The following is a 26,667-nucleotide window of genomic DNA, read 5'->3' as shown; positions in this document are numbered from 1 at the left end:
CTTTATTTACGGATAAGTTCTAAGTAACTTTGCCCGGTGCAACGCCCTCCAAAATACTGGCATCACGACGATTTGTTGTCCTGAGCGATTGAATTATTTTGGTTCACCCCCCAAAAGTCGCTTGGAGATTTTGTGGAATTACCACGCGAATCTGATAAATGCCGTCTCGCCGGAAGAGGCCTGGAAGTTTTGCCATGATCGTCCGATTCATGTCTACTTGCTGAAAGTGACACATGAAACTGATACATACCAGAGATGAATGCAGCGGTTTTGGCTTGAAACCCTTTATCCATGCGGGTTTCAAAGTATTAGTTGACGAGCCTTGACCCCGGCACTGGCTCCGCAGTTAGGGCTGCTTGGTTCCCCATCTGACCCGGTTGGCCGCTTCACCATGCGGGAAGGCCCGTCATTTGCGATTGTAAGGGCATTGGCAATGACCTTACCGGGCTAGCGCATTACACGACGTGAAAAGCATGGGCCGCCGAACGCAGCGCCGGGCCGCCCCAAGCAAGTTCAGCCCCTTAGGGGGCAGCGCAGTATGCGAAGCGACAAGCGTGGGGGCCATATCCTTCAGCCAATTTAGAATGGTTAAATGTCCTATCTAGTTCTTGCCCGCAAATACCGCCCCCGAAATTTCTCTGAAATGGTGGGTCAGTCGCATGTGGTGCAGGCGCTTGGCAATGCGCTCAGCACCGGGCGCTTGCACCATGCCTACCTTTTTACCGGCACCAGGGGGGTCGGCAAGACAACCGTATCGCGCATTCTGGCCAAGTCGCTCAATTGCACGGGCACCGACGGGCAGGGCGGCATTACTGCCGAACCTTGCGGTGTTTGCGAGGCGTGCACCGACATCGACAGCGGCCGCTTTGTGGACTACACCGAATTGGACGCAGCGTCCAACCGCGGCGTGGATGAAATTGCGCAGTTGCTGGAGCAGGCGGTTTACAAGCCGGTGGTGGGCCGCTTCAAGGTCTTCATGATTGACGAGGTTCACATGCTCACGAACACGGCGTTTAACGCCATGCTCAAGACGCTGGAAGAGCCGCCCGAATACCTCAAATTTGTACTGGCCACGACCGATCCGCAAAAAGTGCCGGCTACGGTGTTGTCGCGCTGCCTGCAGTTCAACCTGCGGCCCATGGCACCCGAGACCATTCTGGAGCATTTGACGCAGGTGCTAACCACAGAATGCGTACCGGCTGAACCGCAGGCCTTGCGCCTGCTGGCACGTGCCGCGCGCGGCTCCATGCGCGATGCCTTGTCGCTGACCGATCAGGCCATTTCCTTTGGCTCGGGCCGCCTGGAAGAGGGCAGCGTGCGCACCATGCTGGGCAGCGTGGATCGCAGTTATGTGTTTCGCTTGCTGGACGCGCTGGCGCGCGGCGATGGCCGGACGGTGGTGGAAACCTCTGAAGTCTTGCGGCTCAATGGCCTGAGCGCTGCTTCCACGCTGGAAGAAATGGCAACGGTGCTGCAGCGCATGGCGGTGCTGCAGGCGGTGCCCGATATGGGCGCTGGAGGCGACGACAGTGACCCCGAAGTCGCTGAAACGGCACGGCTGGCCCACATCTTGCCCGCCGATGAAACCCAGCTTCTCTACAGCCTGTGCCTGCATGGCCGCGGTGAGTTGGGCCTGGCACCCGACGAATATGCCGCGCTAACCATGGTGATGCTGCGCCTGCTGGCTTTCAAGCCCCCAGGGGTTACGGTGTTTGCCGCGCAGGCCGCTACGCCGGGGAGCGCCGCCGAGCCTGGAAAAAAGCCACAGCCTGAGCTGCCTGTCCTGAGCCACATCGAAGAGGCTAAGGCCTGCGACCCTGCGCTGCCTCAAAGGCCGGTGGCGGCGCAGGCAGTAGCGCAGGTGGCTGAGCGTGTAGCGGAAGTTGCTTCGGGCAAAATTCATGAGTCACATGAGGCTCTAGCTCAGGTGGATAGGGCGTCTATTGCTATCAATACAGAAGCGACTGTTGAGCAGCTTGCCGCACCGGCCCCCGCGCAGCTACCGCAAGCCTTTGTGCCAACGGCATCCTTGGCGGTTACTCCGCTCGGCGATGCATGGAGCCAGACCGTGAACCAGCTGGTAGCCGCCGAAGCGGTTGCTGCACTGACGCGCGAACTTGCATTGCAGTCCGAGCTGCGCAGTCAGGACGGTGGCGTGTGGACCTTGCGCGTCGAGCGCGAAGCCCTGAGCCAACCCGCCGCCCGCGAGAAGTTGCAGGCGGCGTTACAACAACTGTTGGGAGACTCTTTCGTCCAGCTGGCCGTGGAAGTGGGCGCTGTGATGGACACCCCGGCGCGCCGCAACGCCGCTGCGTTGGCTGAAAAACAACGCGCCGCCGAAGAGTTGATTCACAAGGACCCGTTGGTGCAGGACATGATTCGCGACTGGGACGCCAGGATTATTCCGGGCAGCATCCGGCCTGTTGTGTCCCAGTCGATATGATCGACACCAGTTTTTAGAGTCAAAATTTAAAGGAAAAAACATGTTTAACAAAGGACAACTTGCCGGCCTCATGAAACAGGCGCAGGCGATGCAGGACAACCTTAAAAAAGCGCAGGATGAGTTGGCTTTTGTGGAAGTGACTGCGGACGCTGGCGCCGGCCTTGTAAAGGTCACGATGACCTGCAAGCACGACGTCAAACGCGTTGAAATCGACCCCAGCCTGCTGGCCGATGACAAAGACATGCTCGAAGACCTGGTGGCCGCTGCGTTCAATGCCGCCGTGCGCAAGGCCGAGGAAGTCAGCCAGGAAAAAATGGGCAAGCTGACCTCAGGCATGCCGGCACTTCCCGGCGGCATGAAGTTTCCTTTCTAAGCCAAGCTGTCGTAGCATTCAACCACTGTGGCTAACTCCAATGCGCTTGAAGGCCTGACCCAGGCGCTGCGCAAGTTACCGGGCGTGGGTGCCAAGTCGGCTGCGCGCATGGCTTTTCATCTGCTGCAGCACGACAAGCCCGGCGCACTGCAGATTGCGCGGGCCATGGAGCATGCGGTCAACAGCATCCGGCACTGCACACTGTGCAACACCCTGACCGAGCAGGAAGTTTGCGCAACCTGCGCCAACCCGCAGCGTGACCGCAGCAAGCTGTGCGTGGTTGAAACGCCTGCCGACCAGGCGGCGCTGGAGCGTACGCTGGCCTACAGGGGCCTGTACTTCGTGCTCATGGGCAAGCTCAGCCCGCTGGACGGCGTGGGCCCCAACGACATTGGCCTGCAAAAACTATTTGACCGGGTGGTACCCAGGGACGAGCGCGGTGAGCCGCTGCCAGCGGACTCGCGCGAGGTGCAGGAGGTCATTCTGGCGACCAATTTCACCGCCGAGGGCGAGGCCACGGCGCATGTGATCGCGCAGGCGCTGAAAAGCCGCGGCGTGCAGGTGACGCGCCTGGCGCGCGGCGTGCCGGTGGGCAGTGAACTCGAATACGTCGATTTGGGAACGATTGCCCACGCGCTGGTTGACCGGCGGTGAGTACGGCAATGAATGCATAGGCGCCCTCGCTGGGAAAAAATACAAACAAAGGACTTTCATCATGACGTCTGCGCGCTTCACCATCGCTTACTGGTGTGTTCTGGTCGCCGCCTTGCTACCCATGGTGTGCGCCGGGATCGCCAAGTCCGGCATGGTGAGCACGCCCAAACGCGAGGGCGGCTACGACAACAACAATCCGCGCGCCTGGCTGGCGCGGCAGACCGACTGGCGCGCCCGAGCCAATGCAGCCCAGGCCAACACTTTTGAGGCGCTGCCGTTTTTCTTTGCGGCGGTCATCATTGCGCACCTGCTGCAGGCGGGGCAGACCCAACTGGACATTCTGGCCCTGTTGTTTGTCGTGCTGCGCATCGCCTACATCATGATGTATGTCGCTGACCTGGCCAAAGCCCGGTCGACGATCTGGGCGCTTGCGCTGTTCGTCAACATGGGCATTCTTTTTTCAGGCTATCGCTGATTCTTTTCCGATGTGTCGCGGGCGTTAGCGGACATGTAACTGTTTGTAACTTCGACCGATCCTTCAGTAAAAACCCGCACGGGATGACCCCAATGCGGGTTTTATTTGGCCCCTCTATGCTCATGCTATCCAAAATGACAGAGGACTCTGCAATGAACCGCCAACCCCTTGTTTCCCGTCGACGCTTTGCCAGCGGTGCCGCGCTGGCTGCGGCCTCGCTTGCCTTGCCCTCCCTGCGTGCGCAGTCCAGGCTTGAGAAAACAAAAATCGCACTCGCCGTGGGTGGCAAGGCTGCTTTTTATTACCTGCCGCTGACGATTTCCGAGCAGCTGGGCTACTTCAAGGCGGAAGGCCTGGACGTTGAAATCAGCGACTTTGCTGGTGGCTCGCGTGCTTTGCAGGCTGTGGTCGGTGGGTCGGCTGATGTCTGCTCAGGCGCCTTTGAACACACCATCAACCTGCAGGCCAAGAACCAGATGTTTCAGGCTTTTGTATTGCAGGGCAGGGCGCCGCAGATTGCGTTTGGCGTTTCCACCAAAAACATGGCCGGCTACAAATCGATTGCCGACCTCAAGGGCAAGAAGATCGGTGTATCGGCACCCGGCTCGTCCACCAACATGATGGCCAATCTGGTGTTGTCGCGCGGCGGCCTGAAGGCCAGCGACGTGAGCTTTATCGGTGTAGGAACCGCTGCGGGCGCACTCACCGCGCTGCGCTCGGGCCAGATTGACGCCATCTGCAACATCGATCCGGTCATGACCATGCTGGAGCAAAAGGGGGAGGTCAAAATCATCAGTGACACGCGCACGCTCAAGGGCACGATCGATGTGTTTGGCGGCCCCATGCCGGCGGCTTGCCTGTATGCGCCTGTGGCCTTCATCCAGAAGAACCCCAACACCTGCCAGGCGCTGGCCAATGCCATCGTTCACGGCCTCAAGTGGCTGCAGACCGCGGGGCCTGGAGACATCATCAAGACCGTGCCTGAGGGCTATTTGTTGGGTGACCGTGCGTTGTATCTGGCTTCTTTCAACAAGGTGCGCGATTCCATCGCGCTCGATGGCATCATCCCTGACGATGGCGCTCGGACGGCCCTGAAGGCACTGGCAAGTTTTGACCCGAGCATCAAGGCCGACAAGATCGACCTTGCCAAAACCTATACCAACGTGTTTGCACGCCGGGCGAAAGATCGGTTCAAGGCTTAAGCGGCTTTATACAGACTGCAGACGCACCTGCTGCCCGCCTTCAGCGGGGCAGGCCGCTTGCTGTAAGCTCCCGCCATGCCAGATATCACCAACCATAACCACAACGATTACGCCCTTGAGTTGCTCGATATCACCTGCACCTTCCGGTCGCGGGATGATGCGGGCCAGCGCTACACCGCCGTCAGCAACACCACGCTACGCATCAACGCTGGCGAGTTTGTATCGGTGGTCGGCCCCACGGGTTGCGGCAAGTCCACGCTGCTCAATATTGGCGCCGGTCTGCTGGAGTCTTCGTTGGGTGAAGTGAGGGTGTTTGGCGAGCCGCTGCGCGGCATCAACACGCGCGCAGGCTACATGTTCCAGAGTGACGCGCTGATGCCTTGGCGCAGCGCGTTGGACAACGTCATGATGGGCCTGCAATACCGCGGCGTCCCCGATAGCGAAGCCCGCGCGCAGGGACAAGTCTGGCTGGAGCGTGTGGGCCTGGGCGAGTTCGGTGATCGTTACCCGCACCAGCTCTCGGGCGGCATGCGCAAGCGCACGGCGCTGGCGCAAGTCCTGGCACTGGACCCCGACATCATCCTGATGGACGAGCCTTTCAGCGCGCTGGATATCCAGACTCGCCAGCTCATGGAAAATGAAGTGCTGGACTTGTGGGCGGCTAAAAAGAAAGCGGTGCTGTTTATCACGCACGATCTGGACGAAGCGATTGCCATGAGTGACCGCGTGGTGGTGCTCTCGGCTGGCCCGGGGACGCACCCCATCGGAGAATTCATTATTGACTTGCCACGCCCCCGTGATGTGGCCGAGGCCCGAAATCAGCCGCGCTTTGTGGCGCTGCACACGCAGATATGGAACGTGCTGCGCGACGAAGTGCTCAAGGGCTATGCGCAGCAATTAAAGAAGGTTGCTTGATATGTGGCGACTGATCAAACCTTCAGAAAACAATTTGCGTCTCTGGCAACTTGCTTTGTTGGTTCTCATGCTGGCAGGCTGGCACCTTGCGTCGCGAGACCAGCAAATCGCCTTTTTCATGGGCGAACCGATCAACGTGGCCGGCCGCGTCTGGAGCTGGTTCATGCCCTTCGGTTTTGGCGAGAGTCGCCTCTTTCCTGACGGCCTTCCAGGTAATGCCGACATATACCTTCACCTTGGCACCACTCTGCTGGAAACCGTGCTGGCCTTCGGGATTGGCACGGTGCTGGGACTGGGTTGTGGCCTGTGGCTGGCATTGGCCCCCACGGCGAGTGCCATCCTCGACCCCTACATCAAGGCCGCCAACTCCATGCCCCGCGTGATTCTGGCGCCGATCTTTGCGCTGTGGTTTGGTTTGGGCATCTGGAGCAAGGTGGCTCTGGCCGTGACGCTGGTCTTTTTCATCGTTTTTTTCAATGTGTACCAGGGGGTGAAAGAAGTCAGCCCGGTGGTGCTGGCCAACGCCCGCATGCTGGGCGCCAACCAGCGGCAACTGCTGCGCACCGTCTACCTGCCGAGCGCAACAAGCTGGGTGTTCTCCAGCCTGCACACCTCGGTGGGCCTGGCGTTTGTCGGTGCGGTGGTGGGCGAATACCTCGGCTCGGCACGCGGGGTGGGCTACCTCATTTTGCAGGCTGAAGGCACCTTTGACGTGAACACCGTGTTCGCGGGTATCGTGGTTCTCACAGCGTTCGCGTTGCTGCTCGATGGCATTGTTGGCAAGCTGGAAAAGCGCCTCATGAAGTGGCAACCGCGTACCGGCGAGACTGAAAAGCTTTAAACCAGACGTCTTAAATATCTTCGGTCAGGCAGCTTTTTCACAACTCTTCCTGTCGTCCTACAGCCGTATCTTGTGCGGCTGCGTAAAGTTAAGAGTCCGATCTCTGCGATGGCCTCGGTACTTTATTGAGACCGCGGTGAGCCGGCTACCAACACAAAGGAAACACCGTGAATCTCTCACACAGTATCACTCCTATCGTCTCTCTGATCGCGGGCATTCTTATCCTGCTCATCCCCCGTCTGCTGAACTACATCGTCGCGATCTACCTGATCGTCATCGGCTTGATTGGCCTGTTCGGGACGGGGTCGTTTCGGCTGTAAATCAAGCTTCGCCCGAGCTGCTTATCGGCGTTTCTTCGATTTCACAATCGCCCGGCTGGTGCTGCGTTTGACCGCCTTGATATGGCTGCGACCTGCAGAAGGCGCGGCGCTCTTGACCGGAAGGAACACCACCACCTGATGCCCCAGCTTGAAAGCCGCAGAGGTGCCGACGCTGTTCCATGCGGCTACGCTGGGAGCGCTCAAGCCGAAGCGCCTGGCGATGGTGGCCACCGATTCACCCTTGCGTGCCTTGACCGTCGTACGCCGCGTGACGATTTCAGGCGTCAGTGAGACTTGAGCGTTGTCGGCCACAGCGCTGGTCACGTCGTTTCCCATCTTGGCCGAGCGCGGCACCAACAGGGTAGAGCCGGCCTTGATAAGCATACGTGGCGGTATGTTGTTCACGTCGCGCAGGTCGGCTTCGCTCATGCCGGTGTGCCGCGCCGCTTCAGTCGGGTTCATGGTGCTCGGGGTGGTCCAGGCGGTCCAGCTGGCATATTGGCCCTGGCTGTAAGCGTCAAAGTTTCGCTGAAATATAAGGGCGTTGTCCCACGGCAGCAGAATTTGCGGCGTGCCTGAGGCGATGATGACGGGACGGCGGGCCGAGGGGTTGAGCGCCTTGAAATCTTCAATCTTCACGTCAGCCAGCCGCGCGGCCAGGGCCACATCAATGTCGCGCGTGATCAGCACCTGCTGGAAGTAAGGGTGGTTTTCAATTAACGGCAATTCAGTGTCGAAAGCCTGCGGGTTGGCAACGATGTTTTTCATGGCCTGCAGTTTGGGCACGTAAAGCCGGGTTTCCGCCGGCATATTGAGGTCGTTGTAACTGGTGCCCAGGCCAGCTTTCTGGTTCTTTGCGATGGCGCGGCTCACGCTGCCTTCGCCCCAGTTGTAGGCGGCCAATGCCAGGTGCCAGTCACCAAACATGCCGTAAAGTTTTTGCAGATAGTCCAGTGCCGCACGGGTGGAAGCCAGAACGTCGCGGCGGTCATCGCGAAACATGTTTTGCTTCAGGGCGAAGAACTTGCCGGTAGCCGGCATGAATTGCCACATGCCAGCGGCCTTGGCGCTGGAAACCGCCTGTGGGTTGAAGGCGCTTTCGATGAAGGGCAGCAGGGCCAGTTCCGTGGGCATCTGGCGGCGTTCAAGCTCTTCAACAATGTGGAAAAGATACTTGCTGGAGCGCTCGGTCATGCGCTGCATGTAGTCTGGCCGACTCGCATACCACTGCTCACGCTCTGTCACCAGCTCATTTTGCAGGTCGGGCATGGCAAAGCCGCGGCGAATGCGATCCCACAACTCCTTGGGGGGCTCGGTGGAGGCAATCTGGTGCGAGCCCGCTTGGCCTGGTGTGATGGCTTGCAGCGGACCATTGGGAATCAGCGGCTTGAGGCCGGGGCTCGATCCCGTCGTGAGCACGGGATCACCCGGCATGCCCGGCTGGGTGGCGCAGCCCGCCAGCACCGCCATCACGAGGAGGAGTGCAAGCGAAACAAGACGAGTGCTGAAAAAGGTAGAGGCAGCAGCGATTCGGTAGTGAGGCGTCATTTGAATTGGTTTTTCCACTGCCTGATGGCGGCAAATACGGTATTGTCGTCATGAGCCGACGCATCAAAGCGACGGGCTGCTGCCATGATAGTGGCTTGCCGGGTCCGTAGAAAGGGGTTAACCAGCAGTTCCTGGGCTATCGAGGTTGGCAAGGTCGGCTGGTTTTCCTCGCGCAGGCGCACGCAGCGCGCCTGGTAGGCCACCAAGTCGGCGTTGCCAGGTTCCACGGCCAGCGCAAAGCGCAGATTGCTCAGGGTGTATTCATGGGTGCAACACACCACCGTGTTGCCGGGAAGGGCAGCCAGCTTGTCGAGCGAGGCAAGCATTTGCGCCGGTGTGCCTTCAAACAGGCGACCGCAACCGCCTGAAAAAAGGCTATCGCCACAAAACAGCAGCGGCTTGCTGTTCCCCTCAAGCTTGCAACACGGGGTGTAAAAGGCGATATGGCCTGCCGTGTGACCGGGTACATCCAGTACCTGAAAATCCCGACCCAAGGCGTGTACCGTGTCCCCCCCGTGCAATGGTGTGAAGGGCTTTGGGATGCGCTCGGTGGCTGGGCCATAGACTTTGGCGCCGCAAGCTTGGCGCAGAACATCCACACCGCCCGTGTGGTCCGCATGGTGATGCGTGACTAGAATCGACTCTAATTGCAACGCGTGCTGCTCCAGTGCGCGCAGCACCGGCTCGGCATCACCTGGGTCCACTACCAGGGCGCGCTTGCCGTCATGCAGCAACCAGAGGTAGTTGTCGGCAAAAGCGGGAATGGGAATCAAATACATGCATGGGTCTCGATGAACTCGGAAATTATAGGTTTGACCGACTGGCTGAAGACGCCGCCGGGCGCTTATTTGCTGGACTGGGAACGCTCACAATTTGACGAAGCTGTGAGCGATATTTTTGGCTACCATGCCTTACAAGTGGGCCTGCCTGAACTCGATGCCTTGCAAGCCAACCGCATGCCACACAAATGGCTCGCCTTGGTGTCGGCACCGCCAGAGCCTGACCAGGTTTCGTCGCAGGGACGGACCATGGGTGCGACTGCCCCGAGTGCACTAAGTTCCCTGCGTGCCGCCTTATTCACAGATCCGGGCGCGTTGCCGTTTCCCGAGAGTAGTCTGGATTTGTTGGTATTGCCGCATACGCTGGAGCTTAGCCGTGATCCCCATGCCACTTTGCGCGAGGTCGAGCGCGTGCTGGTTCCTGAAGGACGTGTGGTTATCTGTGGGCTCAACCCGACCAGCCTGTGGGGGCTGCACCAGCGGCGCGGCCATTTTCATCAGCGCTTGGGATACAACGGCCAGTTTTTACCCAAGACCAGTGAGCTAATTGGCTACTGGCGTCTGCGCGACTGGCTGAGGCTGCTCAACTTTGATGTAGAGTCGGGGCGCTTTGGTTGCTACCGTCCGGCCCTGACCAGCCAGAAGTGGCTGGATCGCTTTGAGTGGATGGATGCAGCCGGTGAGCGCTGGTGGCCCATTTTCGGAGCCGTCTACTTTCTGGTGGCGGTTAAGCGCGTGCGCGGTGTCCGCCTGCTGGAGCCCGGCTGGAAGGCGCGTAAAGCCACGGCGGCTGCGCCTGCCGCCGTGGCCAATAAAGACTTGACAACTCGCAGCAGTCCTCAATTCTGATTTTTTCAAACACCAGGCACTCGCTTGAAATTTTCCTAAAATTCACAACAACGAATGAACGATTCAAAGACGGATACGACCCAAAAAAACGTGGTTATCTACACCGATGGCGCCTGCAAAGGCAACCCCGGACCCGGCGGCTGGGGTGCGCTGCTGACGACGGGAGGCACCGAGAAAGAACTGTTTGGCGGCGAGCTTGGGACCACCAACAACCGCATGGAAATGACCGCCGTCATCGAAGCTCTGGGGGCGCTCAAGCGGCCCTGCTGCGTCACGCTGTACCTCGACAGCGAATACGTGCGCAAAGGCATCACAGAGTGGATTCACGGCTGGAAAGCCCGAGGCTGGCGCACTGCCGCCAAGGCGCCCGTGAAAAATATTGATTTGTGGCAGCGGCTGGATGCGCTGATCCTTTCGAGTGGCCACGACGTCAACTGGCGCTGGGTCAAGGGCCACGCTGGCGACCCCGGCAACGAGCGCGCCGACGCGCTGGCCAACAAAGGCGTGGAACGGGCGTTGGGCCGCCTCTGACTGGGGCAGGGAAAAAATAAAGCCTGCACCGTAAACGTTCATGATTTTTCCGCTGCCGTCAGCGCGGCATGACAAACCTGTCGTCGCTGTATCAATAAATTTTTCGCCCTTATCGATTGCCTGCCGATGACCACCACCCAGCCGACCGCTCAATGCTAAAGCGCGCCCGGCTATCGCTGTCGCGCAGGGTGCGGCATACCGCACAGCTGTCGCGGCATTCTCTCCGGTTCGCGGTGTTTCTTGGCGGCGCGGCCTGCGTGGCGCTGTTCTCGCTGGCCTTCGCCTGGCTTGCCGAACTCATGCTGGCCTTGAACCAGCGGCTGATGCACGCGTACTGGTGGAGCGCGATTTCTACTGGTGCTGGCCGGTTTCTCGGCCTTGCGCTGGCTGACCATTCGGGTGGCGCCGCAGGCGCGCGGCAGTGGTATTCCGCAGGTGATTGCCGCCATGTCGATGCCGACAGGACCGCAGCAGACGCTGCTGGTGTCGCTGCGTCAATCGCTGTGGAAAATTGCGCTGACGGCGGGCGGCCTGCTGGCTGGCGCGTCAATTGGCCGCGAGGGGCCGTCGGTGCAGGTGGGCGCGGCGGTGATGTTGGCTTGGGGACGATGGTGGCAAGGGCGGCGGCGCTTCGCAGTGAGTTTCCGGCCGGAAGCGCTGATCGCCGTCGGTGCAGCCGGCGGTTTGGCTGCAGCCTTCAACACGCCGCTGGCTGGCGTCGTGTTCGCCATCGAGGAGCTGAGCCGTGGCACCGCGATGCGCTGGGACCGGCTGGTGCTGTCGGGCGTTCTGGCGGCGGGGTTTTTGTCGCTGGCGATACTGGGTAACCACACCTATTTTCCGATTACCTATTCGATTCTCGCGCTCCATACCTCATGGACTGCCGTGGTGTTGTGCGCGCTCGTCAACGGCGTGCTCGGTGGCCTGTTCGCCAAGGCCTTGCTGGTCGGCCCCGTCGGTTTGCTGCCGACCCGATGGCGCACGCTGCCGATGCGGTGGCCAATCGCTGGTGCCGCCGCCTGTGGCCTGCTGGTCGCGCTGCTTGGCATGGCGGTCGGCGGTTCGACTTACGGCACCGGTTACGACCAGGCCGCCGCGCTGCTCAATGGCCTGCCCGGACCAGGCCTCGGTTTCGGCATCGCGAAGTTGGGGGCCACCTTGGCGTCCTATTTCGCCGGCATTCCGGGCGGCATATTCACGCCCTCGCTGGCGATTGGTGCCGGCATCGGCGATAACATCGCACATCTGCTGCCTGGCGTGGTCGATGCACGGCTGGTCGCGCTGCTGTCTATGGCCGCCTTCCTTGCGGCCGCGACCCAGGCACCGATTACCGCGAGCGTGATCGTGATGGAAATGACACGTGGCCACGACTTGACGCTGTTGCTGCTGGCAACGACGCTGGGCGCGTCGTTCGTGTCGCGGCAGTTTTGCCCGCGGCCGTTCTACCACGCCGTCGCCCGTCGTTTCCGGCGCGAAGCGGATGCATCGCCAGAAGCCGTGCGCGAAAGCTCGGCGCGCTGATAGGCATCGGCCGCTTCTTTTATTGGTCTTTCCCGAATTCGTGACAATTTTTCCCCCGTTCGCCCTGAGCCTGTTGAAGGGTTCGCACCTTGGTACCAGGCTTCGACAAGCTCAGCCCGAACGGTGTCGTGAATGATGAAAGTCTCAATAATTTAAAGACGACTTTCACCACGCCGGTTCCGGGAGGGTGTCCCGAACGCCGACAGACTGCCAAGCCGTTTGGTAAAGCCGTGGTAAAGCTGACGCAGAGTCCCCTCAGCGATAACAGGTAACGCTGCATGCGCCATGGGTCCTGCTATATTGGAAGTTTGTTTCACTTCATAACAAGTTAGCTGTTCCTATCTCTTTCATGGCATCAAAAGCAATTTACATCGTGGTTGCCGTCGCGGGCATCGCAGCGGCTTCGGGCGCTGCATGGTGGTACCAGAAACCCAAAGCCAATGACGGCGCTGCCGGGGCCTCCTCGGCGGCTGCGCCAGCGCAGGGGGCCGTCAATCGGACTGCAGACGGCAGACCACCGACGGTGGAGGTTGCCCGGGTAGAACTTGCACGGCTCACGGACGACACCCAGGCGGTGGGCAGTCTGCGTTCGCGCAGGGGTGTGGTGCTGCGTCCTGAGGTCAGCGGACGTATTACTCAGCTCAATTTCACCGATGGCCAGCAGGTACGGAAAGGGCAGGTGCTGGTGCAGTTTGACGACCAGTTGCAACTGGCTCAAGTCCAGCAAAGCCAGGCCGAACTCTTAATTGCCCAGGCCAATCAGAAACGCAACCAGGAACTGGTGGCGCAAAACTTCATCAGTCAGCGCTCTCTCGATGAAAGCGCTGCCAACCTGCAAGTGGCCCAAGCCAAGCTGTCGCTGGCCAAGGCGACGGCTGCACGACTGAAAATCGTCGCACCGTTTGATGGCATTGCCGGTATTCGTCAGGTCAATGTGGGTGACTATCTGAAGGACGGTGCCGACATTGTCAATATTGAAGACATCGAAGCCATTTTTGTAGATTTCAGGTTGCCGGAGCGTTATCAAGCCAAGGTCAAGCGCGGCCAGACGGCCCTGCTGGACATGGATGCGCTGCCTGGCCACCCATACACGGCGCAGATCCAGGCCATCGACCCTCTGATTGACGCGAATGGGCGCTCTGTGGGTGTGCGTGCCTGTATTGACAACCGCCAACTGAAGTTACGACCTGGCATGTTCGCACGGGTCAATACCGTTTTTGGCATAAGGAACAACGCACGGGTGATTCCCGAAGAAGCCATTGTTCCGCAAGGCGGCAGGCAATTTGTTATCAAGCTGCTGAACGGACCTGATGCCCAGACCAAAACGACCCAACGCGTCGAGGTCAAAGTGGGTCTGCGCAGCCCTGGCAAGGTGGAAATCCTTGAAGGACTGGAGCCCGGTGATACCGTGGTGACGACGGGTCAGCAGCGTGTGCAGCGTGACGGTACCCTAGTCACGGTGGTGGACCTGGCAAGCACCCGATCGGCGCGACCGGCAGTGGACCGGCCCATGGCTGGTGTGTCGGATGCAGCGGCCCCGGCGGGGTTGTCGGGCTCCAATCCCTGTGGCGTGGTGGTCTCCGAAGCGTCATCAGCCAAGATGCCAGCCCGGCATCGCGCGATCCAGCCTGAGTGATTGACGTAACAGCCTCTTATGCAACTCGCTGAAGTCTCCATACGCCGTCCGGTTTTTGCCACCGTGCTGTCGCTACTCATCGTATTGATCGGCGCGGTAAGCTTTAACCGCCTCTCGGTCCGTGAATACCCCAAGATCGATGAGCCTGTCGTCACCGTGAGCGTGCGTTACGCGGGAGCTTCTGCCGAGGTGATCGAGTCGCAGGTGACCAAGCCGCTGGAGGACTCCATCGCGGGCATTGATGCGGTGGACGTGATTACCTCCATCAGCCGCGCTGACCAGGCGCAGATCAGCGTGCGCTTCCGGCTGGAAAAAGACGCCGACTCCGCCGCCGCCGAGGTGCGCGACCGCACGTCACGCGTGCGCAACCGACTGCCCCAGGCGATTGAAGAGCCGGTGATTGCCAAGGTTGAGGCGGATGCCTTCCCCGTCATTCAGATTGCGTTTTCCAGCGAATCGTTGACACAGCTGCAGATCAACGATCTGGTGAATCGCATCGTCAAGCCCCGCCTGCAAACCGTGACGGGTGTGGCCGATGTCCGTATTTTTGGAGAACGCAAGTACGCCATGCGCGTCTGGCTGGACACCGACAGGCTCGCGTCCTACCGACTGACCCCGCAGGATGTTGAAGACGCGATTCGCCGTAGCAACCTGGAGCTGCCGGCCGGCCGGATTGAATCGCAACAGCGTGAATTCAGCGTGACGTCGCAGACCGATCTGCTCAAGCCCGACCAGTTTGGCGAGATTGTGATCAAGAGCGCCAACGGATTTCCTGTCAAGCTTCGCGATGTGGCCCGGATACAGGAAGGGGCAGCTGACGATCGCACCGCAGTCAGGCTGAACGGCCGCCCTGCCGTGGCGGTTGGCGTGATCCGCCAAGCTACGGCCAACCCGCTTGATTTGTCCAAAGGTGTGAGGGAGGTCATTCCCAAACTAAGAGCTGACCTGCCGCCGGACCTGCTGATTGATGTGGCCAATGACAATTCGGTGTTCATCGACCGCTCGGTCAAAAACGTCTACAAAACCATCGCCGAAGCGATTGGGCTGGTTGCGCTGGTGATCTTTGTGTTTTTGCGCACGCCGCGTGCGTCCATCATTCCTATCGTCACCATTCCGGTGAGCCTCATCGGTACCTTTGGGCTGATGGCGCTGGCAGGCTTTAGCATCAACACGCTCACGCTGCTGGCGCTGGTGCTGGCGATCGGCCTGGTGGTGGACGATGCCATCGTGATGCTGGAAAACATCTTCCGCCACATTGAAGAGGGCCTGGATCCTTTTTCGGCCGGCATCAAGGGTGCCCGTGAGATTGGCTTTGCCATCGTCACCATGACGGCCACGCTGGTGGCGGTGTATGCGCCACTGGCTTTCACGCCGGGGCGCACGGGCCGTCTGTTTGTCGAGTTCGCACTGGCCCTGGCGGGCGCTGTGGTGGTGTCGGGTTTTGTGGCGTTGACCCTGACGCCCATGATGTGTACGCAACTGCTCCGGCACAACCCCAAACCCAACCGCTTCGACCGCACCATGGAGCGGGTGTTAACGTCGATATCTGACCGTTATGGCGCTGCGCTGCGCTGGGTGGTCACGGCGCGCTACCAGCCGCTGGCCGGCGAGCCAAGTATGGGCCAGCGGGTGAAAGGCGTTGTCCTTCAGGCGCGCTGGATTGTCGTCGGCGTCATGCTGGCAAGTGCGCTGGCCATTGCGCTGATCTTTCCCACCATGAAGCAGGAGCTCTCGCCCATCGAAGACCGCGGCGTGATACTGGCCAACGTCAATGCCCCCGATGGCGCCACGCTGGATTACACCAACCGCTACGCGCAGGCACTTGAGAAAATGGGTGAGTCCTACAAGGAATTCGACCGCATTTTCGCCAACGTCGGCAACCCCACGGTGGCGCAAGCCAGTGTGGTGTACCGCACCGTCGATTGGGATGAGCGCAAGCGTTCCACGATGGAAATGGCGCGTGAGCTGCAACCCAAGTTCAACGCACTGCCAGGCGTGACGGCCTTTCCGATCACACCGCCGTCGCTGGGCCAGGGCTTTCGCGAGCGGCCGCTCAATTTCGTGATCCAGACCTCGGACAGCTACGAAAACCTTAACGCCGTGGTGCGTCAGATGCTGGAAGAGATTGCCAAAAACCCCGGCATTGTGTCGCCGGATGTGGACTTGCGGCTGAACAAACCCGAGTTACGCATTGAGGTGGAGCGAGACAAGGCGGCTGACTTGGGCGTCAGCGTTGAAGTGGTGGCCAAGGCAGTAGAGACCCTGCTCGGTGGCAGCAACGTGACCCGCTACAAGCGTGACGCCGAGCAGTACGACGTGATCGTGCAGACCGAGGCTAGCGGCCGTACCACGCCCGAAGACATCGACCGCATTTATGTGCGGGGCCGCAACGACGCCGTGATCCCGCTGTCGGCACTGGTCAAGGTACGTGAAAGCGTGTCGCCCCGCGAATTGAACCATTTCGGGCAACGCCGCTCGGTGTCCATCACGGCCAGCCTGACAGGCGACTATTCGCTGGGTGAAGCGCTCACGTTCATGGACCAGACAGCGGCCAAAGTGCTCAAGTCCGGCTACAGCACAGACCTGAATGGCACGTCACGCGAGTTCAGGAACTCGCAGGGCGCGCTGGCCATTGTGTTTGTGCTGGCGCTGCTGTTCATTTTCCTGGTGCTGGCCGCGCAGTTCGAAAGCTTTGTCGACCCGCTGGTCATCATGCTGTCGGTGCCACTGTCCATGATCGGGGCGTTGCTGGCGCTGAAATGGAGCGGCGGCTCGCTCAACGTATATTCACAGATCGGGTTGATTACCCTGGTGGGCCTGATTACCAAGCACGGCATATTGATTGTGGAGTTCACCAACCAGTTGCGCGGGCAGGGACTGGAGATGATTGATGCGCTGGTGAAAGCGTCTTCCCAGCGCCTGCGCCCGATCATGATGACAACCGGTGCCATGGTGCTGGGCGCGTTGCCGCTGGCCTTGGCGCATGGTGCGGGTGCTGAAAGCCGCACCCAGATTGGCTGGGTCATTGTGGGCGGCATGTCGCTGGGCACCTTGCTCACCGTGTTTGTGGTGCCCACCATGTACACGCTGTTTGCCCGCCAAGCCATACCGGGCGCCAACAAGACCATCGCCAAAGACCAGCCGGGTCATCCCCAAGAACACCACGAGCCTTCGGAATACGTGGCGAAATAAGCAGCCCTGAAGTGGGCTTGTGGATTTTTCTATCCGCAGGTTGGTTGAAACTGTGGGGTGTTGGATGGATTAAATGACGCTATCGAACATCATCACATCGACCTCATCGCCAATGGCGACGTTGCCTTGTGTGTGGTGCAACACCATCAAGCCATTGGCTTCAGCCATGGAACGCAGCACGCCCGAGCCTTGGCTGCCCGTGGTTTTTACCTGCAAAGATCCATCGGGCGCGGTTGATACCCAGCCGCGCTGGTATTCGGTGCGACCCGGTTTTTTGCGAATCGCCTCCATGCTTCGCGCTTTGAGCTGTGGCGCCGGTGCAGTGCTGGCGCCCATCATCTGCAGCAGGGCAGGGCGCACAAAAGCCAGAAAAGTCACCATCACTGCCACCGGGTTGCCGGGCAGGCCAAATAGAACAGCACCATCAGGGTTGCTATGTTGTTTATAGCTGCTTGCGCCCTTCCCGTCTGGGCTAGAGGCTGATTTGATTGGTAATATGCGGCCCACAGCCATGGGGCGGCCAGGCCGCATCGCAATGCGCCAGAACGCCACATCTCCGAGTTTTTTCATCATGGCTTTGGTGAAGTCGGCCTCACCCACGCTGACGCCGCCCGAGGTGATGATGGCGTCGGCCTGCGTTGCCGCATGGGTAAACGCCGCTTCCAGCATGGCCGGGTCGTCACGCACCACACCCATGTCTATCATCTGGCAGCCCATGCGGCTCAACATGCCGAAGACGGTGTAGCGGTTACTGTCGTACACGGCGCCTTCACGCGGCGCTTCGCCCAGCGACAGGATCTCGTCGCCGGTTGAAAAGTAGGCCACCCGCAGCGGACGCCATGTTTTGAGTGTTTTAAGGCCCAAAGAGGCTGCCAGACCAAGACGAGCGGGCGTAAGAGGCTCACTTTTTTGTAGCGCCGGTTTGCCTTGCATCAGGTCCTCGCCGCGCCGGCGGCGGTTGTCCCCAGTGCGCAGCAAGCCGGGCGGAATGGTGATGCGGCTGGTCTCACCGACCTGACTCAGCTTGACGAACTCCTGCGGCACCACCGTGTCCAGGCCCTGCGGCATGATGGCGCCCGTCATGATCTTGACGCACTGGCCAGCGTTGACGCTGCCTTGCCAGGCTTTACCGGCCAGCGCCGTGCCCATCACCTGCAACTCCAGCGGAGCATCAGCCGATAGCTGCTGGCCGTCAAACGCGTAGCCATCCATGGCCGAGTTGTCATGCGGCGGCACATCAAAGGGCGATATCACGTCTTCCGCCAGTACGCGGCCCAGCGCTTCAAACAGGGGCAGTTCGAGGACATCCTGAACCGGCGTGACCAGCTTCGACAAAAAGGCCAGTACATCGTCGGCGGACATGGCCTGTGGATCGTAGCCCTGCAGCTCGTCGGCAATCTGGTCCAGTGTTTTCATGGCAGGCGCGACTCCAGCTGGTGCAGCTCAGCCAGTGTGTTGGCATTGAAAAAGCCGCGCGGGTCGTCGCCGGGCTGGTTAAACGGCACGATGACGGTTTTGTGCTGCGCGGTCCACGCGTCAATTTTCCGGCCTCCACTTTGCGTAAAACGCACCAGGCTTTCGAGCATGCCGATGCGCATCAGGCAAAACACCGGCTGTGGCCTTAATTGTCCGTCTTCCTCTGGCGCAGCCGCCAAGGCAAAGTCGGCATCTTCGCGCGCAAAAGCCTCAGCCATGCGCGCCACCAGGTCTTGCGGGAACAGGGGAGTGTCGCAGGGCACCATGAGCATATAAGGCGTCTCAACGCGCTCCAGGCCTGTGAGGAAACCGGCCAGCGGCCCGGCGTACTCGCCCAGGCCAGTACTATCGGGCCAAACCGGAACGCCAAACGACTCGTAAGCGGCCAGATTGCGGTTGGCATTGATCATGATGCCGCCCACCTGGGGCGACAGCCGCATCAGCGTGTGCAAAGCCAGTGGCACGCCATTGAAGTTTTGCAGGCCCTTGTCCACACCCCCCATGCGCGAGCCGCGCCCGCCGGCCAGGATCACGCCGGTAATAGCTTCAACATGTAACGGATCGCGGGTAACTGTAGTGCTCAAAATCATCCTCCGATGTAACTCATTTCAACCCGCTTGAGCGTCGTGTCAGCGGGGCTGGTATCTGCGGGCAGTGCTGCGCGCAGTTCCGAATAACGGTCGGTGCGGGCCTGCCAAACGGAGCCAACCGCCGCCGCGATCTGCTCGTCGGAGTAGTCGCCCCGCAGCAGGGCGCGAAAATCATGGCCCTGGCTGGCAAACAGGCACAAAAACAGTTTGCCTTCGGTGGACAGCCGGGCCCGGTTGCAGTCGCTGCAGAAAGCCTGCGTGACGCTGCTGATCACGCCGATTTCACCGGCGCCGTCGGCATAGCGCCAGCGCTCGGCTGTTTCGCCGCTGTAGTTCGGGTCGATGGCTGTGAGGGGAAACTCGGCGTTGAGGCGTTCAAGCACTTGCTTTGAGGGCATCACCTCGTCCATGCGCCAGCCGTTGCTGGCGCCCACATCCATGTATTCAATGAAGCGCAGTACCGCGCCGGAATGGCGGAAATGGCGCGCCATGGGCACAATCTCGGCGTCGTTGGTGCCGCGCTTGACCACCATGTTGATCTTGATGGGTGCCAGGCCGACTTGTCTCGCCACGTCAATGCCCTTGAGTACATCGGCCACCGGAAAGTCCACATCATTCATGCTGCGAAAAACGGCGTCGTCCAGTCCATCCAGACTAACGGTGACGCGCTGCAGTCCGGCATCTTTGAGCGACTGTGCCTTTTTGGCGAGCAGCGAGCCGTTGGTGGTCAGCGTGATGTCCAGCGGCTTGCCTTCGGGCGTTTGCAGCTTGGCCAGCATTTCAATCAAGGCCTCAATGTTTTTGCGTAGCAAAGGCTCGCCACCCGTCAGCCTGATTTTTTCAACGCCGTGCGCCACAAAAATGTGCGCCAACCGGGTGATTTCCTCAAAGCTCAACAACGAGTTGTGGGGCAGGTAAGCGTAGTCCTTGTCAAAAAATTCCTTGGGCATGCAGTAGCTGCAGCGGAAGTTGCAGCGGTCCGTCACGCTGATGCGCAAATCGCGCAGCGGCCGACCCAGGGTATCGCTCAGCAAGCCGGTGGGGGCCAACAGTTGGGCAGGGATAGGCGGCACGCGGCTGGCGTAGCGAATATCTGCCAGAGGAATAACTTTGTATGATTTGTCTGTCATGGTGGAAGGCCCTGGCGGAGAATTTACCCTATTGGCTGTGCCTGCCGCTGAGGGCAGGCTCTTATCCCCAACAGGAACACGTTATAGCCGGACCACTCGGGCTGCAATGGCGCTTACCGGCAGCGGGCTAAACGCAGCGGGCGCCATCCACCTCAATGCACACGCCGCTGATGAAATCGGCTTCGTCGCTGGCCAGGTAAAGGGCGGCGTTGGCCACGTCCAGGGCGGTGGAAAAACGCCCCAGCGGAATGCTGGCCCGGAACCGGGCCTTGCGTTCTTCATCCAGCGGGCCGCCGGCAAACTCAGCCGACAAGCCCGTGTCAGGGTTGAACACCGGGTTGATGCAGTTCACGCGGATATTGTCAGGCCCCAACTCAGCCGCCAGCGATTTCGACGTGGTGATGACTGCACCTTTGGAGCCGTTGTACCAGGTCAGGCCCGGGCGGGGGCGCACACCGGCCGTCGAGGCAATGTTGATGAAACTGCCACCGCCCTGGGCACGAAACACCGGCGTCGCATGAATGGTGGCAAGGTAAATGCTTTTGACGTTGATGGCGTAGCATTTGTCAAATTCGTCTTCGCTTACATCGAGCGCAGGCTGGTTGCGGTGCGTCCAGCCCGCGTTATTGACCATCACGTCCAGCTTGCCGTAGCGCTGCACGGCGGCATCCACCAGCGCCTTGACCTCATTCGACTTCGTGACATCGGCTGCAAAAAACGAGGCCGTGCCGCCCGCCTTGACGATGGCGGCCACCACTTTTTCGCCCAGCGCCACGTTGATGTCATTCACAATGACCTTGGCGCCTTCAGCGGCCAGCCGTTTGGCGATGCCTTCGCCAATGCCTGCGCCGGAGCCGGTGACGATGATGGATTTGTCTTTGACCCGCATGGGTTTTTCTCCTGATTTGTTACGTGAGCTTATTGCATCCCCGGGTTCGGGGCGGAATATCAGTCGTGCCGGAAGGCCACCGTCTTCAGCGTCGTGAAGCCATACAGCCCCTCAAAGCCCTTCTCGCGGCCATAACCTGAGGATTTCACGCCGCCAAAGGGTAGTTCCACGCCCCCCCCGGCACCATAGTTGTTGATGAACACCTGGCCGCTTCTCACTCGTTTGGCCATGCGGAATTGGCGGGCCCCGTCACGTGTCCAGACGCCGGCAACGAGCCCGAACTGCGTGGCGTTGGCGAGTTCAACCGCATGGTCTTCGTCGTTGAAGCTCATGGCGCACAGCACCGGGCCAAACACCTCTTCCTGCGCCAAGCGGTGCATCACCGGCACGTCGCGCAGCAGGGTGGGCGCCTGGTAAAAGCCGGTTTCGGGCGCTTCATCAACGATCTGGCCTTGCGCCACCATGGGGATGTTGGCGACCTGCGCGTCGCTCAAAAAATCCCACACGCGCTGCTGCTGGCTTTGCCGAATCAGCGGACCGACGTCAAGGTCCATCGCGGCCGGACCGACGCGCAGCTTCTCGAAGGCCTGGCCCAACTGCTCCAGCAGCGGCTCATAAATCGACTGTTCCACCAGCAGGCGGGAACCAGCCGAGCAGGTCTGCCCGGCGTTTTGCACGATGGCGTTGACTATGGCGGGAATGGCGGCGTCCAGGTTGGCATCGGCAAACACAATCTGCGGGCTCTTGCCGCCCAGTTCCAGCGTGACCGGGCAATGGCGCTCCGCTGCCACCTGCTGGATCAGCGTGCCAACACTGGGGCTGCCGGTAAAGCTGATGTGGTCAATACCCGGGTGACGGGCCAGTGCGTCGCCTACTTCGTGGCCGTATCCGGTCACGATGTTGATCGCTCCTGCTGGAAAGCCGACTTCGGCGGCCAGCTGGGCCACGCGGATCAACGACAGGCAGGCGTCTTCAGCCGGCTTGACCACGCACACATTGCCGGCAGCCAGCGCGCCGCCCACGCTGCGGCCAAAAATTTGCATGGGGTAGTTCCACGGAATGACGTGGCCCGTGACACCGTGCGGCTCGCGCCAGGTCATCACGCTGTAGCCGTCGAGGTAGGGAATGGTGTCGCCGTGCAGCTTGTCGCAGGCACCGGCGTAAAACTCAAAGTAACGCGCCAGCGCCGCCGCATCGGCCTTGGCCTGTCTGACGGGTTTGCCGCAGTCGCGCTGCTCAATCAGGGCCAGCTCTTCGGCATGCTCGGCCACCTTGGCAGACAGCCGCATCAGCAGGCGGCCGCGCTCCGCCGCACTGAGTCTTCTCCAGACCAGTTCCAGGCAGTCGCGGGCGCTGCCCACGGCCACGTCGATGTCGTGTGCGTTGCTGCGCTGTATTTCGTCAAAGACCTGGCCGTCTGAAGGATCAATGACGGGGATGGTTTTGCCGGAAGATGAAGGGACAGACGCGTTGGCGATGTAATTGAGTTGCATACCTATCATTTTGCGTGAAAGTGTTGCCTCTGCGGAAGTCTAGTGGGTATCTGTCGGCATTATTTAGCTGTTACACAAGACGACTTCCAGGGTTTGTGGTGAGCGCAGAAGGCTCCTGTCTGCGGCTGGAGATGGTCACCGCCGGAATTTCTCGAACTAATGCAGCCGGCCACAACCTGACTTTGGGGCCACTATCAGATTGCAGACGGTCAAGTATTTTCCGCATAGCAGTCACTCGAGCATGTGATTGTTCCGCTGAGACCAGTCTGAGCCAGCCGTGCCGATTTAATTATGACCAGTGTTATCGAAGTGATACAACTGGTCATATTGAGTCGGAACAATCAGCTTTGGATGGTCAATATGCGGTCGGCGGCAACAGTCTTTATGCCCGAAAGCAGTGCTGCGCTTCCATAGACAACTGTAAAGTTTGGAGTGTCGGCAAAGCGCTTGTTGAAAATAATCACTTCCTGGCTGTCGATGGGCAACAGCTAGATAACGCCGGGTATCCGTAAAAAAACCCGCCAAAGCGGGCTTTTTTGTTGAAGAGCAGATGCCCTATTTGGAAGCGGCTGGCTCCGGTGCGGTCACCGCCGGCACCGGCGTCGATATCCCTGCTGCGTCGGGTGCCTGGGTAGGCGCCGGCGCGGGCATGGCGGGTGCCGTCGGGGTGGCGGCCGGCGCGCTTATCGTAGCGGGCGTTGCCATCGGGGCTACCGGTGCCGCCTGCGCTGTGCCCCCGTGGAACTTCATCATCAAAGGCACAATCAGCAGCGCCACGATGTTGATGATCTTGATCAGCGGGTTGATAGCGGGGCCTGCGGTGTCTTTGTAGGGGTCGCCCACGGTGTCGCCGGTCACGGCGGCCTTGTGCGCATCCGAGCCTTTGCCACCATGGTTGCCGTCTTCAATGTACTTCTTGGCGTTGTCCCAGGCACCGCCGCCGGTACACATTGAGATGGCCAGGAAGATGCCGGTCACGATGGTACCCATCAGCAGACCGCCCAGCGCTTTGGGGCCCAGCAGCAGGCCGACCAGAATCGGCACGACCACGGGCAGCAGCGAAGGAATGATCATTTCCTTGATGGCTGCGGTGGTCAGCATGTCAACGGCGCGGCCATACTCGGGCTTGGCCGTGCCTTCCATGATGCCCTTGATCTCTTTGAACTGGCGGCGCACTTCAACCACCACAGCGCCGGCAGCGCGGCCCACGGCTTCCATGGCCATGGCACCAAACAGGTAGGGGATCAGGCCGCCGATAAACAGGCCCACAATCACCATTGGGTCGCTCAAGTCAAAGCTGATGGAATGGCCGTATCCTGCCAGCTTGTGGGTATAGTCGGCGAACAGCACCAGGGATGCCAGGCCGGCCGAGCCAATGGCGTAGCCTTTGGTCACGGCCTTGGTGGTGTTGCCCACGGCATCCAGCGGGTCGGTGATGTCGCGCACGCTGCTGGGCATATCGGCCATTTCGGCAATGCCGCCAGCGTTGTCGGTGATCGGGCCATACGCGTCCAGCGCCACCACAATGCCGGCCATGCTGAGCATGGACGTTGCAGCAATCGCAATGCCATAGAGGCCAGCCAGCGTGTACGACACCAGAATGGCGATACACACAAACACCACAGGCCAGGCGGTCGAACGCATGGACACACCCAGGCCGGCAATGATGTTGGTGCCGTGGCCGGTGGTAGAGGCTTGCGCAATGTGTTTGACCGGCGCGTATTGCGTGCCGGTGTAGTACTCGGTCACCCAGACCAGCGCTGCGGTCAGCACTAGGCCCACGGCGCAGGCGCCGAACAGCTTCATTTGGCTACCGCTGGCCGTGATCGCGTTGTCAGGAATCAGCCACATCGTGACGAAATAGAAAGCAATCAGCGACAGCACGCCGGCAATCGCCAAGCCTTTGTACAAGGCCGGCATCACGTTTCTCATGCCCGGTGTGGCCTTCACGAAGAAGCAGCCAATGATGGAGGCGACTATGGACACGGACCCCAAGGCCAGCGGGTACATCACCGCGTTGACTGGGGCAGAGGCGACCAGCAGCGCACCCAGTACCATGGTGGCAATCAGCGTCACCGCATAGGTTTCAAACAGGTCGGCGGCCATGCCAGCGCAGTCACCGACATTGTCACCCACGTTGTCGGCAATCACGGCCGGGTTGCGCGGGTCATCTTCGGGGATGCCGGCTTCGACCTTGCCCACCAGGTCGGCGCCCACATCAGCGCCCTTGGTGAAAATGCCGCCGCCCAGACGGGCGAAGATGGAGATCAGGGAGGAACCAAACGCAAAACCGATTAGCGGGTTGAGCAGTTCGGCGAGCTTGCGGTCCGGCGTGTAGTTGCCGTTGCCCACCAGAAACCAGTAAAAGCCGGTCACGCCCAAAAGCCCCAAGCCCACTACCAGCATGCCGGTGATGGCGCCGCCGCGAAATGCGACGTCCAGCGCGGGGCCGATGCCGCGCGTGGCGGCCTGTGCGGTTCGCACATTGGCACGCACCGAGACATTCATGCCGATAAAGCCGCAGGCGCCTGACAGCACCGCACCGACCACAAAGCCGATGGCTGTTTTGCCGTCAAGGAAGAAGCCGATCAGCACGGCCAGGATGACGCCCACGGTGGCGATGGTTTTGTACTGCCGTGCCAGATAGGCGGCGGCGCCGGTCTGGATTGCGGCTGCAATTTCTTGCATGCGCGCGTTGCCTGCGTCCTGGGAAAGAATCCAGCTGCGTGCCCAAATGCCGTAACCTACGGCAATAAGTCCGCAGACAAGCGCAAGGATGAGCGCTGAGTTGCCTGTCATAAAAAAAGCTCCTACGTTGTTTTTCGCTTGGAGGAGGTGCCACGCTAGCGGCACCCCCGCTGCGTTGCTTCCTCGTTGCTCGCATGGAGACGATTGGCCAACCGGGGAACTTTAACGCCAAAACATGACAAGTTGACGATCCGTAGGGTCGGAATCAGTAAAATGAGGGTAAATAACAAGCAGTCAGCGCTGGCCGCTTTGGCATTTGTTCCTGGTTGTTAGTCCCGTGTGACTTCAATCCCTCTGTCTTTCCATCAACGTCTTTCTATCTACGCAAAGCCACCATGTCCTTAGACAATGTTCTTCCCGGTAAAAACGCTCCCGATTCTTTCAACGTGATCATCGAAATCCCGATGAACTCCGACCCGGTGAAATACGAGGTAGACAAGGCGACGGGCGCGATTTTTGTGGACCGCTTCATGAGCACGTCCATGCACTACCCGACCAACTATGGCTATGTTCCCAAAACCATCAGCGGTGACGGCGACCCGGTTGATGTACTGGTCATCACCCCCGTTCCCCTGATTCCTGGTGTGGTGGTGACGTGCCGCGCCATTGGCATCCTGAAGATGACCGACGAAGCTGGCGAAGACGGCAAGGTGCTGGCTGTGCCTACCGACAAGATTCTGTCGATTTACACCAGGTGGCAAAAACCGGAAGATCTGAACCCGCTGCGACTGAAGACCATTGCCCATTTCTTTGAGCACTATAAAGATCTGGAAGAAGGCAAATGGGTCAAGATCGTGGGCTGGGAAGGCCCGGAGTCTGCCAAGAAGGAAATCATGGACGGCATGGCCAACTACGCCGCAGCCAACAAGGCCTGAGCCTTTTTGGTGTAAATTTTAATACTTTTTTCGCTCTAGCCCAGGCAGGACGGGTGTAAGACGCTATTGAACTTATAGCGATAGTCAGAAAAAAATAGAACAAAAAAGCGTCTCCGGTTCAGTCCGCAGGTGCTTTTTTCATGGGTGTGTGTTTCAACGAGGCCGGCTGGGTTAGGGGACAGGCGCC

Annotated in this window: 22 protein-coding genes, 1 other RNA gene and 1 pseudogene; 14 read left to right on the top strand and 10 right to left on the bottom strand. The window is 60.0% G+C overall.

The genetic code is table 11. The features are described 5' to 3' along the window. Positions 1-311 precede the first annotated feature (311 nt). An RNA gene (gene ffs / locus B3F77_RS17030) (signal recognition particle sRNA small type) lies at positions 312-408 on the bottom strand. 184 nt (positions 409-592) lie between these two features. Here ffs and dnaX point away from each other — a divergent pair. The 8 genes from dnaX (at position 593) to B3F77_RS16990 (ending at position 7,223) form a co-directional block, all read left to right on the top strand. Continuing rightward, positions 593-2,443, top strand: coding sequence for a DNA polymerase III subunit gamma/tau (dnaX, locus tag B3F77_RS17025; RefSeq protein ID WP_293606096.1), 1,851 nt, complete (start codon positions 593-595; stop codon positions 2,441-2,443). Between the two features lie 40 nt (positions 2,444-2,483). Beyond that, complete coding sequence (locus B3F77_RS17020) at positions 2,484-2,816, top strand: YbaB/EbfC family nucleoid-associated protein (RefSeq protein WP_293606095.1); 333 nt, start codon at positions 2,484-2,486, stop codon at positions 2,814-2,816. 27 nt (positions 2,817-2,843) lie between these two features. After that, on the top strand, positions 2,844-3,470 hold the full coding sequence (gene recR, locus B3F77_RS17015) for a recombination mediator RecR (protein WP_293606094.1): 627 nt from the start codon (positions 2,844-2,846) through the stop codon (positions 3,468-3,470). A 61-nt stretch (positions 3,471-3,531) separates the two neighbouring features. Then, on the top strand, positions 3,532-3,945 hold the full coding sequence (locus B3F77_RS17010; RefSeq protein ID WP_293606093.1) for an MAPEG family protein: 414 nt from the start codon (positions 3,532-3,534) through the stop codon (positions 3,943-3,945). A 152-nt stretch (positions 3,946-4,097) separates the two neighbouring features. After that, positions 4,098-5,147, top strand: a complete 1,050-nt coding sequence (locus B3F77_RS17005) for an ABC transporter substrate-binding protein (RefSeq protein ID WP_293606092.1) — start codon at positions 4,098-4,100, stop codon at positions 5,145-5,147. A 75-nt stretch (positions 5,148-5,222) separates the two neighbouring features. Next, on the top strand, positions 5,223-6,062 hold the full coding sequence (locus tag B3F77_RS17000) for an ABC transporter ATP-binding protein (RefSeq protein WP_293606091.1): 840 nt from the start codon (positions 5,223-5,225) through the stop codon (positions 6,060-6,062). Position 6,063: 1 nt separating this feature from the next. Next, entirely contained in the window at positions 6,064-6,903 is an 840-nt protein-coding gene (locus B3F77_RS16995) for an ABC transporter permease (RefSeq protein ID WP_293606090.1), read from the top strand. A gap of 167 nt (positions 6,904-7,070) precedes the next feature. After that, entirely contained in the window at positions 7,071-7,223 is a 153-nt protein-coding gene (locus B3F77_RS16990; RefSeq protein WP_081822481.1) for a DUF3096 domain-containing protein, read from the top strand. A 21-nt stretch (positions 7,224-7,244) separates the two neighbouring features. On the opposite strand, the gene B3F77_RS16985 is transcribed toward B3F77_RS16990, so the two are convergent. Together B3F77_RS16985 and gloB are read right to left on the bottom strand one after the other, a co-directional pair. Continuing rightward, entirely contained in the window at positions 7,245-8,771 is a 1,527-nt protein-coding gene (locus B3F77_RS16985; RefSeq protein ID WP_414703036.1) for a transglycosylase SLT domain-containing protein, read from the bottom strand. After that, complete coding sequence (gene gloB, locus B3F77_RS16980; RefSeq protein WP_293606089.1) at positions 8,768-9,550, bottom strand: hydroxyacylglutathione hydrolase; 783 nt, start codon at positions 9,548-9,550, stop codon at positions 8,768-8,770. Before gloB ends, B3F77_RS16985 begins: the two co-directional genes overlap by 4 nt. A gap of 12 nt (positions 9,551-9,562) precedes the next feature. On the opposite strand from gloB, the gene B3F77_RS16975 reads away from it, so the two are divergent. The 5 genes and pseudogenes from B3F77_RS16975 to B3F77_RS16955 all read left to right on the top strand — a co-directional run bounded on the left by B3F77_RS16975 (position 9,563) and on the right by B3F77_RS16955 (position 17,279). Beyond that, complete coding sequence (locus B3F77_RS16975; RefSeq protein WP_293606088.1) at positions 9,563-10,399, top strand: class I SAM-dependent methyltransferase; 837 nt, start codon at positions 9,563-9,565, stop codon at positions 10,397-10,399. A gap of 54 nt (positions 10,400-10,453) precedes the next feature. Next, positions 10,454-10,930 (top strand): ribonuclease HI, encoded by a 477-nt coding sequence (gene rnhA, locus B3F77_RS16970; RefSeq protein ID WP_293606087.1) that lies wholly within the window; start codon positions 10,454-10,456, stop codon positions 10,928-10,930. Between the two features lie 152 nt (positions 10,931-11,082). Beyond that, positions 11,083-12,451: pseudogene (locus B3F77_RS16965) on the top strand (chloride channel protein). A 349-nt stretch (positions 12,452-12,800) separates the two neighbouring features. Beyond that, positions 12,801-14,087 (top strand): efflux RND transporter periplasmic adaptor subunit, encoded by a 1,287-nt coding sequence (locus B3F77_RS16960; protein ID WP_293606086.1) that lies wholly within the window; start codon positions 12,801-12,803, stop codon positions 14,085-14,087. Between the two features lie 18 nt (positions 14,088-14,105). After that, the gene (locus B3F77_RS16955; protein WP_293606085.1) at positions 14,106-17,279 is read left to right on the top strand and encodes an efflux RND transporter permease subunit; all 3,174 of its coding nucleotides are present in this window, start codon (positions 14,106-14,108) and stop codon (positions 17,277-17,279) included. A gap of 69 nt (positions 17,280-17,348) precedes the next feature. Here the strand turns inward: B3F77_RS16955 and glp are convergent, their stop codons facing one another. From glp to B3F77_RS16920, 7 genes are all read right to left on the bottom strand, one after another. Continuing rightward, positions 17,349-18,695: a gephyrin-like molybdotransferase Glp gene (glp, locus tag B3F77_RS16950; protein WP_293606084.1), complete on the bottom strand. Its 1,347-nt coding sequence runs from the start codon at positions 18,693-18,695 to the stop codon at positions 17,349-17,351. Further along, on the bottom strand, positions 18,692-19,339 hold the full coding sequence (gene mobA, locus B3F77_RS16945) for a molybdenum cofactor guanylyltransferase MobA (protein WP_293606083.1): 648 nt from the start codon (positions 19,337-19,339) through the stop codon (positions 18,692-18,694). The genes glp and mobA overlap by 4 nt, the downstream gene beginning before the upstream one ends. Before the next feature lie 2 nt (positions 19,340-19,341). Next, positions 19,342-20,475 (bottom strand): GTP 3',8-cyclase MoaA, encoded by a 1,134-nt coding sequence (gene moaA, locus B3F77_RS16940; RefSeq protein WP_293606082.1) that lies wholly within the window; start codon positions 20,473-20,475, stop codon positions 19,342-19,344. Positions 20,476-20,602: 127 nt separating this feature from the next. Beyond that, entirely contained in the window at positions 20,603-21,364 is a 762-nt protein-coding gene (locus tag B3F77_RS16935; protein WP_293606081.1) for an SDR family oxidoreductase, read from the bottom strand. Between the two features lie 59 nt (positions 21,365-21,423). After that, entirely contained in the window at positions 21,424-22,857 is a 1,434-nt protein-coding gene (locus B3F77_RS16930) for an aldehyde dehydrogenase family protein (protein ID WP_293606080.1), read from the bottom strand. Positions 22,858-23,198: 341 nt separating this feature from the next. Further along, positions 23,199-23,342, bottom strand: a complete 144-nt coding sequence (locus tag B3F77_RS16925; protein WP_293606079.1) for a hypothetical protein — start codon at positions 23,340-23,342, stop codon at positions 23,199-23,201. 70 nt (positions 23,343-23,412) lie between these two features. Then, the gene (locus tag B3F77_RS16920) at positions 23,413-25,656 is read right to left on the bottom strand and encodes a sodium-translocating pyrophosphatase (protein ID WP_293606078.1); all 2,244 of its coding nucleotides are present in this window, start codon (positions 25,654-25,656) and stop codon (positions 23,413-23,415) included. Positions 25,657-25,940: 284 nt separating this feature from the next. Here B3F77_RS16920 and ppa point away from each other — a divergent pair, with 284 nt between their 5' ends. Continuing rightward, positions 25,941-26,480, top strand: a complete 540-nt coding sequence (gene ppa / locus B3F77_RS16915; RefSeq protein ID WP_293606077.1) for an inorganic diphosphatase — start codon at positions 25,941-25,943, stop codon at positions 26,478-26,480. Positions 26,481-26,667 lie beyond the last annotated feature (187 nt).

Origin of the sequence: Polaromonas sp. UBA4122 (assembly GCA_002381615.1) — a bacterium.
In the GTDB taxonomy this organism is placed as follows: domain Bacteria; phylum Pseudomonadota; class Gammaproteobacteria; order Burkholderiales; family Burkholderiaceae_C; genus Polaromonas.
The sequence above is the reverse complement of the archived record's forward strand: the minus strand, read 5'-3'. Positions and strand labels throughout refer to the sequence as shown.

Excerpts from the sequence above, each read along its gene's own strand:
- dnaX (WP_293606096.1), top strand. The coding sequence starts at position 593 with ATGTCCTATCTAGTTCTTGCCCGCAAATACCGCCCCCGAAATTTCTCT.
- B3F77_RS17020 (WP_293606095.1), top strand. The coding sequence starts at position 2,484 with ATGTTTAACAAAGGACAACTTGCCGGCCTCATGAAACAGGCGCAGGCG.
- B3F77_RS17010 (WP_293606093.1), top strand. The coding sequence starts at position 3,532 with ATGACGTCTGCGCGCTTCACCATCGCTTACTGGTGTGTTCTGGTCGCC.
- B3F77_RS17005 (WP_293606092.1), top strand. The coding sequence starts at position 4,098 with ATGAACCGCCAACCCCTTGTTTCCCGTCGACGCTTTGCCAGCGGTGCC.
- B3F77_RS17000 (WP_293606091.1), top strand. The coding sequence starts at position 5,223 with ATGCCAGATATCACCAACCATAACCACAACGATTACGCCCTTGAGTTG.
- B3F77_RS16995 (WP_293606090.1), top strand. The coding sequence starts at position 6,064 with ATGTGGCGACTGATCAAACCTTCAGAAAACAATTTGCGTCTCTGGCAA.
- B3F77_RS16985 (WP_414703036.1), bottom strand. The coding sequence starts at position 8,771 with ATGACGCCTCACTACCGAATCGCTGCTGCCTCTACCTTTTTCAGCACT.
- gloB (WP_293606089.1), bottom strand. The coding sequence starts at position 9,550 with ATGTATTTGATTCCCATTCCCGCTTTTGCCGACAACTACCTCTGGTTG.
- B3F77_RS16975 (WP_293606088.1), top strand. The coding sequence starts at position 9,563 with ATGAACTCGGAAATTATAGGTTTGACCGACTGGCTGAAGACGCCGCCG.
- rnhA (WP_293606087.1), top strand. The coding sequence starts at position 10,454 with ATGAACGATTCAAAGACGGATACGACCCAAAAAAACGTGGTTATCTAC.
- B3F77_RS16960 (WP_293606086.1), top strand. The coding sequence starts at position 12,801 with ATGGCATCAAAAGCAATTTACATCGTGGTTGCCGTCGCGGGCATCGCA.
- B3F77_RS16955 (WP_293606085.1), top strand. The coding sequence starts at position 14,106 with ATGCAACTCGCTGAAGTCTCCATACGCCGTCCGGTTTTTGCCACCGTG.
- glp (WP_293606084.1), bottom strand. The coding sequence starts at position 18,695 with ATGAAAACACTGGACCAGATTGCCGACGAGCTGCAGGGCTACGATCCA.
- moaA (WP_293606082.1), bottom strand. The coding sequence starts at position 20,475 with ATGACAGACAAATCATACAAAGTTATTCCTCTGGCAGATATTCGCTAC.
- B3F77_RS16935 (WP_293606081.1), bottom strand. The coding sequence starts at position 21,364 with ATGCGGGTCAAAGACAAATCCATCATCGTCACCGGCTCCGGCGCAGGC.
- B3F77_RS16930 (WP_293606080.1), bottom strand. The coding sequence starts at position 22,857 with ATGCAACTCAATTACATCGCCAACGCGTCTGTCCCTTCATCTTCCGGC.
- B3F77_RS16920 (WP_293606078.1), bottom strand. The coding sequence starts at position 25,656 with ATGACAGGCAACTCAGCGCTCATCCTTGCGCTTGTCTGCGGACTTATT.
- ppa (WP_293606077.1), top strand. The coding sequence starts at position 25,941 with ATGTCCTTAGACAATGTTCTTCCCGGTAAAAACGCTCCCGATTCTTTC.